Origin of the sequence: Streptomyces aureus, assembly GCF_001418135.1 — a bacterium.
Lineage (GTDB): Bacteria > Actinomycetota > Actinomycetes > Streptomycetales > Streptomycetaceae > Streptomyces > Streptomyces aureus_A.
In genome coordinates this window covers 1-5442 of the sequence record NZ_LIPQ01000626.1, presented here as the reverse complement: position 1 = coordinate 5442, position 5442 = coordinate 1, and the positions used below count along the sequence as shown (strand labels likewise).

Sequence of the window (5442 nt, the reverse complement as noted above, 5' to 3'; positions counted from 1 at the left end):
TGTCCCCGCGCACCGCGGCCCTTCTGGGCGGCCTGGCGATGGTCCTCGCGGTGCGGGCCGCGGTGCGCGGGGACAAGGCGGTGGCGGTGATCGTCTGCGCGTTCACGGCGCTGATGATCAGCCCGATCTCCTGGTCCCACCACTGGGTCTGGTGCGTGCCCCTGCTGATCCTGCTCGCGGACCGCGCCACGCGCACGTGGCCGGTGACGGGAGCGGTGGCCCTGGCTTTCGCCTCGTTCGCGCTGTGGTGGGTTCCGCACGACCCGGGCCGGCCTGAACTGGACCAGAACGCGGGTCAGATGGTGCTGTCCGCGATCTATCCGCTGACGACCACGGCCCTGCTCGTGGGGTACGTGCTGACGCTGCGGCGTCAGGCCGTGGCGAAGGAGTAGAACCGCTTGAGGGTGCAGTGCTCGTCGAGGAGCCGGCCGTAGATCGGCTCCCCCTCCAGCTCGCGGTACGTCTCGATGGGGTCGCCTTTTATGATCAGCGCCCGCGCGCACTCCTCGCACCAGTACTGGAACCCCGGGTTGACGGGGTCCATGTCGCGCACGATGGGCGTGCCGCTGCCGCACCAGTCGCACTTCCGCCTGTGTGCACCCATCAGTCAGCTCCAGCTGTGGCCGCAGGCCGTGCACCCATAGGACACCCCGCCGTTGTCGCCGAGCACTTGGGTCACCCTCCCGTCCGGATCCTCGTCCCCCTCCGGCCGTCCGATTCTGCCATGACCCCGCAAGGGGGTCAGCGTGCTCGGCGCCACGGTCCGGCCGCCGCGCCGGCGAGGGCGGCGACGGCCAGGGCGATCATGGTCGTCCGCAGCGCGTCGGCGGAGTTCTGTGCTCCGGATCCGTCCGCCGCGGCGAGGAACAGGGTTCCGAACGCGGCGACCCCGATGAGCTGGCCGAGCTGGGTGACGGTGGCGAGCAGCCCGCTCGCGTCGGCCGCGTCCTCCGGTCGTACGGTGGCCAGCGCGCCGGTCAGGGCGGGGCTGAAGGCCAGCGAGATCCCGGCGCCGAGCGCGCCCAGGGCCGGATAGAGCCCCCAGCCGCCCGCCCCGCCGTCCGCGAGCAGCCCGCCGACGGCAAGGGCTCCCACGGCGGCGAGCAGGAATCCGCCCGGGATCAGCGCGCGGTGGAGCCGGGCGGGCCGGCGCCGCCAGGTCAGTCCGACGGTGCCGAAGACGACGGCCGCGGGACCGAAGGTGAGCCCGGCGCGCAGCGCGCTGTGGCCGAGTCCGCCCTGCAGATGCAGGGTGAGGGTGAACAGGAAGCCGGCGTTGACACCCATCGACACCGCGATCCAGAGGACGGCCCGTCCCATGCCCGGGAGCCTCAGCACGCGGGGGGCGATGAGCGGGGCGCCGCCGCGCCGGGCCAGCCGCGACTCGTACGCGCCGAAGAGGGCGAGAAGCGCCAGGGAGCCGCCGAACGAGAGCCAGGACCACAGGGGCCAGTCCTGTTCCTGGCCGAGGACCAGGGGGACGGTCAGCAGGGACACGGCGCCGGCGAGCAGGACGAGTCCCGGCAGATCGAGGGCACGCGCACGCGTGGCCTCGGTCCGGGCGTCGCGGGGCAGGACACGGGCGCCGAGGACGAGCAGGGCGATGCCGATGGGGACGTTGACGAGGAAGACGGGCCGCCAGCCGGTGCCGAAGAGGTCGGCGCTCACCAGGATCCCGCCGACGACCTGCCCGGCGGCGGCGCCGGTGGCCAGGACCGCCGAGTAGGCGCTGAGCGCCCTCACGCGGCGCTCGCCGGCGAACTCGCGCTGGATGAGGCTCAGGACCTGAGGGATCATCAGGGCGGCGCCCGCGCCCTGCGCGAGCCGGAAGGCGATCAACTGGCCGGTGCCGGCGGCGAGTCCGCAGGCGAGGGAGGCCGCGGTGAAGAGGGCGAGCCCGCCGAGGTACATCCGGCGGTGCCCGACGAGGGCGCCCAGGCGGGCACCGGTGATCAGCAACACGGCGTAGGCGATGGTGTATCCGGCGACGACGAGCTGGAGCGCGGCTCCGGACGCGGAGAGTTCGACACGGATCGTGGGCGCGGCGACGTTGACGATGAAGACGTCGAGGAGCGCCATGAACTGGGCGGCGAGGACCACGCCGAGCAACAGTCCGGGGCGGTTGTCGGTGCCACCGTCTTTACTGAGTACGGGACGTGTTGTGGTCGAGGTCATACGCCGAGCGTGACCTCGATCCGATACGGGTAACGAGAGTCCGCTGATGCTGGTACTGACACCACCTGGCAGCGGCGGCACGGGGACTCGACCATGGGGGTGTGACGATCGTGGCAGCGGTACCGACACAGCGACGCCGACGACCGGAACTGGCCGCGTTCCTGCGCAGCCGCCGGGCCAGGGTGACACCGGAGGACGTGGGGATGCCCCCGGGACTCCGCCGCCGCACGCCGGGACTGCGCCGCGAGGAGGTCGCCCAGCTCTCCGGCGTCGGCGTCACCTGGTACACCTGGCTGGAGCAGGGGCGCCCGATCAACGCCTCGGCGCAGGTGCTCGACGCGGTGGCCAGGACGCTCCGGCTCGACCGGCCCGAGCGCGAGCACCTCTACCACCTGGCCGAGGTGCCGTACGCGCCGGAGCGTTCGGCCTCGGACGTGGCGGTGGTCAGCCCGGAGATCCAGGGCATCCTCGACGCCCTCGACCCGCACCCCGCGGTGCTCTACAACGCGCGGTACGACGTCCTCGCGACCAACGCCATGTACGAGCTGCTCTTCTTCCAGGACGGCCGGGACGACCTGGACACCGGCCCGTTCGGCATACGCAACGTGCTGTGGGCCCTGTTCAGCGTGCCCGGACCCACCTGCCCGGTGGTCGACCGGAAGCGGGAGCTGCCGCTGATGGTGGCCCAGCTGCGGGGCGCGTACGGCCGCCACGTCGGCGAGCCTGCCTGGGAGGACTTCGTACGGGCTCTGGCGGAGGCCAGCCCCGAGTTCGCCCGGCTGTGGCGCAGCGGCGACGTGGTCCCGCCGGGGACCCGGGTGAAGACCTTCCGCCACGCGCTGACCGGCGAGGTCCGGCTGACCTCGGTCTCCCTCTCGGTGAACGGGATGCCGGAGTGCCGGATCGTGGCCTACACGCCGAACGACGAGGAGAGCCGCCAGGGGCTCGCGTCCCTGCGGAAGGTGACGGAGCGACGAACCTCGTAGAACGGCCGATCCCCCGGACCGACGGACCGCGTGGAACGGCCGACCCGCTGACCGGCGGACCCCGGGAACGACGAATCCCGCCCCCTGCTGGGGACGGGATCCGGTGACTGTGGAGCTAAGGAGAATTGAACTCCTGACCTCCTGCATGCCATGCAGGCGCTCTACCAACTGAGCTATAGCCCCTCGTGTTCTTCGCGCTCTGCGCTGCGAACAAGAAGAACTTTAGCCTGTGACCTGCCGGAAAGTGAAATCCGGGTCCGGCAGGCCGGCCGTGGGACTCAGTCGTCGTCGCCGAGGACCGGCTCGGGCAGCGTGCCCGCGTTGTGCTCCATCAGACGCCAGCCGCGCGCGCCCTCGCCGAGGACCGACCAGCAGCAGTTCGAGAGGCCACCCAGGCTCTCCCAGTGCTGGGACTCCAGACCGAGGAGCCGGCCGATCGTGGTGCGGATCGTGCCGCCGTGGCTGACCACGACGAGCGTGCCGTCCTCGGGCAGCTTGTCGGCGTGCTCCAGGACCACCGGGGCGGCCCGGTCGGCCACCTCGGTCTCCAGCTCGCCGCCGCCCCGGCGCACGGGCTCGCCGCGCTTCCACGCGGCGTACTGCTCGCCGTACCGCGCCACGATCTCGGCGTGGGTCAGTCCCTGCCACTCCCCCGCGTACGTCTCGCGCAGCGCGGAGTCGTGGGCGACGGCGTGGCCGGTGAGCACGGCCAGCTCGGCGGCGGTGGCCGCCGCCCGCTTCAGATCCGAGGCCACGATGGCGTCCGGCTTCAGCGCGGCGAGCAGCCGGGCGGCCCGGCGCGCCTGGGCGACGCCGGTGTCCGTCAGCTCGATGTCGGTCGAGCCCTGGAAGCGGCGCTCCAGGTTCCAGGAGGTCTGGCCATGACGCCAGAGAACGATGCGGCGGCCAGTGCCGCCCTTGGTGGTGCTCAGCTCAGCTCACCGTCCGGTCCGTCGGGCAGCCCGGCGGCGTGCTCGGAGAGGTCGACTCCCGTGAGGGCGGCGTGCTCGGCACCCTTGCCGCGGGTCTTCGCCGCGTCCTCGGGGAGCTCGAGCTCGGGGCAGTCCTTCCACAGGCGCTCGAGGGCGTAGAAGACACGCTCCTCGCTGTGCTGGACGTGGACGACGATGTCGACGTAGTCCAGGAGGATCCAGCGCGCGTCGCGGTCGCCCTCACGGCGGACCGGCTTGGCGCCGAGGTCCTTGTTGAGGCGCTCCTCGATCTCGTCGACGATCGACTTGACCTGGCGGTCGTTGGGCGCGGAGGCGAGCAGGAAGGCGTCGGTGATCGACAGCACATCGCTGACGTCGTACGCGATGATGTCGTGCGCGAGCCGGTCGGCGGCCGCCTGAGCGGCGGCGTTGACGAGCTCGATGGAACGATCCGTGGCGGTCACAAGCAGGCTTTCGTCGGCGGTCCAGTACCCCTCCAGGGTCTCACGGACCGCCGACGGCCCCACCAACGTTTTCCGCAGGGCCGTTACCGGGCCCCCGGCACCTTGTAGTCCTGGCCCAGAATCACGGTCACCGCCGCCGCTCCCGAGGGCTTGCCCTTGGTGACCGAGCCGGCCGGCAGACCCAGCGTCTTGGCCACCTCGGCCGCCGTCACCTTCTGGAGCTCGTCGCCGTAGACGACCTGCGACTTCTCCTGGGTGTCGGTGTCGCCGCCGCCCACGAAGGTGTAGCCGCCGTTGATCAGGACGATCCGGGCCGCCTCGGTCGCCTTCTTGCCGGAACCGTCCCGCAGCGAGACCCGGGGCACGTCGCCGGCCTCGGGGGCGGTGACCTTTCCGCCCAGGATGTCCTTCACCACACTGTCGGTCGCGCCCTCGGACAGCGCGCCGTCCTGGCCCACCGGGAGCAGCGCCGTCTTGTAGTCGCCGACCTTGGCGTGCTCGGCGAGCTTGGCCAGGGCGGCGCCCAGGTCCTTCTCGGAGAGCGAGGGGTCGAAGATCTGGGTGAGGCTCTCGACGGTCATCGTGGCGGACTCGGGATTGTCCGAGATCTTGCGCAGCACCGCGAACATGACCTGCCCGAAGCGCTGGAGCTGCTTGGTCTCGGCCTCGCCGGGGCCCCGGTAGGTCGCGTAGGCGACGGCCGCGCGGCCGTTCAGGGACTGCTTCTCGCCCTTCCTGACCAGGGGGTCCGCGCCCTTCTTCGTGTCGGGCACGTCGGTGTCGGTGTCCGTCTCGATACCGCTGACGAGGTCGACGAGGGTGTCGAGGTACGGCGTGTCCAGGCGCCAGGTGCCGGTGATCGGGGCGCCGAGCAGGTTGCCGATC

General features: G+C 71.8%; 6 protein-coding genes, 1 tRNA gene and 1 pseudogene. 2 read left to right on the top strand and 6 right to left on the bottom strand.

Annotation, left to right across the window (positions count from 1 at the left end; translation table 11 throughout):
• A pseudogene (locus tag AOK00_RS35335) lies at positions 1-392 on the top strand (glycosyltransferase 87 family protein); the annotation flags it as partial.
• On the opposite strand, the gene AOK00_RS35330 reads toward AOK00_RS35335, so the two are convergent.
• Positions 371-604 carry a hypothetical protein gene (locus AOK00_RS35330; RefSeq protein ID WP_015033559.1) on the bottom strand — a complete coding sequence of 78 codons (234 nt, stop codon included), beginning with the start codon at positions 602-604 and terminating at the stop codon, positions 371-373. The pseudogene AOK00_RS35335 and the gene AOK00_RS35330 sit on opposite strands and share 22 nt — an antisense overlap.
• A 137-nt stretch (positions 605-741) precedes the next feature.
• A complete protein-coding gene (locus AOK00_RS35325; protein ID WP_173861735.1) occupies positions 742-2175 on the bottom strand; it encodes an MFS transporter in 1434 nt (477 codons plus the stop codon).
• A gap of 101 nt (positions 2176-2276) precedes the next feature.
• On the opposite strand from AOK00_RS35325, the gene AOK00_RS35320 reads away from it, so the two are divergent.
• Positions 2277-3161, top strand: coding sequence for a helix-turn-helix transcriptional regulator (locus AOK00_RS35320; RefSeq protein ID WP_079042363.1), 885 nt, complete (start codon positions 2277-2279; stop codon positions 3159-3161).
• A 110-nt stretch (positions 3162-3271) separates the two neighbouring features.
• Here the strand turns inward: AOK00_RS35320 and AOK00_RS35315 are convergent.
• From AOK00_RS35315 to AOK00_RS35300, 4 genes are all read right to left on the bottom strand, one after another.
• A tRNA-Ala gene (locus AOK00_RS35315) sits at positions 3272-3344 on the bottom strand.
• Between the two features lie 95 nt (positions 3345-3439).
• On the bottom strand, positions 3440-4093 hold the full coding sequence (locus tag AOK00_RS35310; RefSeq protein ID WP_055604193.1) for a histidine phosphatase family protein: 654 nt from the start codon (positions 4091-4093) through the stop codon (positions 3440-3442).
• A complete protein-coding gene (gene rsfS, locus AOK00_RS35305; protein ID WP_037638129.1) occupies positions 4090-4557 on the bottom strand; it encodes a ribosome silencing factor in 468 nt (155 codons plus the stop codon). The genes AOK00_RS35310 and rsfS overlap by 4 nt, the downstream gene beginning before the upstream one ends.
• A gap of 83 nt (positions 4558-4640) precedes the next feature.
• A partial coding sequence (locus AOK00_RS35300) for an LCP family protein (protein WP_173861734.1) occupies positions 4641-5442 on the bottom strand: 802 nt, incomplete at its 5' end.

Coding starts and splice junctions, on each gene's coding strand:
- AOK00_RS35330 (WP_015033559.1), bottom strand. CDS start 604: ATGGGTGCACACAGGCGGAAGTGCGACTGGTGCGGCAGCGGCACGCCC.
- AOK00_RS35325 (WP_173861735.1), bottom strand. CDS start 2,175: ATGACCTCGACCACAACACGTCCCGTACTCAGTAAAGACGGTGGCACC.